Genomic DNA, 1,335 nt, shown 5'->3' on the forward strand with positions numbered 1-1,335 from the left:
TTCAGCTCGTCAAGATCGGGTGCAGACACCCGTATCACGTAGCTTAACTTATACATACTTTCTTTGCTCTGGTCTAAGTCCGTTTCCAGCTCGTCCACGCTGTCTAAAGCGTCCACCACATTTGAGCTGGTTTCACTTCCTGCTTGATAAGCGTGATTGTCAAGGTCTTTCAATTCCTTTTTCTTATTTCTTACTGTGGTAAGAGCCTTTCTGTTCTCCACGATTTCTACATTCATAGAAGTATCAACGGGGAATGTGAATTGCTGTTGCTGGAAATAGAAGATTTCACTTGACGGAAAATCAAGCTCACCTACAATCGCATTGACGGTAAAGTAGGACACATAGCTTTCCTTATCCTCATGTTCCAATCGTAAATACCGCTGGCTTTCTTCAATCACACATCTTGTCGGACGGATAAGGTCGTAGTATTTTATCAGCGTTTCTTTCTTCAATTTCTTCTTTGGTAGCTGGTACTCATAATCTTCATAAGCGATACCGTCCCTGCCGTAAAGATGTTCCATGAGATACCCAAAATCATTGATTTCCAAGCGACGCACCTTAAAGCGACGGGAGATTTTATTTTCCAGTAACTTTTCCATTTTCATGTAACGGTTGATTTCATCATTCGGCATGGAAACAAAATCATTCATCAGCGTATGGTTCACTTCATGGAGAAATTCCGTGAACGTCAGCCACACCGATTTTTTCATGTTCTTCAGATTAAGCTGTTCTTCTGTAACCATGAGCTTAAAGCCAAGAAAAAAGCGGTAGTCCACTTGATTGTCCCCAATCATAGATACTAACGCTTCGGTCTGTTCGTCTATCTTCTGGTAGGCAACTTCCTTTAATTTTCCCGTTACCAGTTTCTTTGACTGCTCCTGCATACTTCGTATGGAGCTTTCTGTGGCAATCTGCAACGCATGAATTTTACCCTCACGGGACTGTGCAATGAGCTGTCTGAAACTGTCATGCACGATAAATTTCTGCTCTGCGGATAAGAAAGAATAGTTGTACGGTATCAGCTCATAATAGGCGAACACCTCATTGTCCTTGTTCCAGACAAGGTTGTTGTCAATATATTTTATCGGGAACATAGTTCACACTCCTTACTGCCGTGATTGTTTCATTCAAGGTCTGCTTATGCAGTTTTACGGCTTTTCCTGCATAAGTGATTTTCGGTCGCAGGGCATAGGTTATCTGTGATTTCAAAAAGCTGTACGGCTTCTTTCCGTCAAAGGTTTTCTGCGACATAAACCATGTGAGAGCAACGGGAATACCAAAGTATTTGAGAAATGCTCCCTCAATCATGGAAAGTGGGGGAATATCCCCAAACAG

Annotated in this window: 1 protein-coding gene and 1 pseudogene; both read right to left on the reverse strand. The window is 42.1% G+C overall.

All coding sequences use genetic code 11. The annotated features are described in order from the left end of the window. Window positions 1-1,094, reverse strand: a pseudogene (locus I2D69_RS19745) (ATP/GTP-binding protein); the annotation flags it as partial. Further along, window positions 1,072-1,335, reverse strand: a 264-nt coding sequence (locus tag I2D69_RS19750) for a conjugal transfer protein (protein WP_147342542.1), incomplete at its 5' end; no start/stop codon positions are given. The pseudogene I2D69_RS19745 and the gene I2D69_RS19750, both read right to left, overlap by 23 nt.

The sequence above is a fragment of the Ruminococcus sp. D54t1_190329_F1 genome (genome assembly GCF_015551645.1).
Lineage (GTDB): Bacteria > Bacillota > Clostridia > Lachnospirales > Lachnospiraceae > Blautia_A > Blautia_A faecis.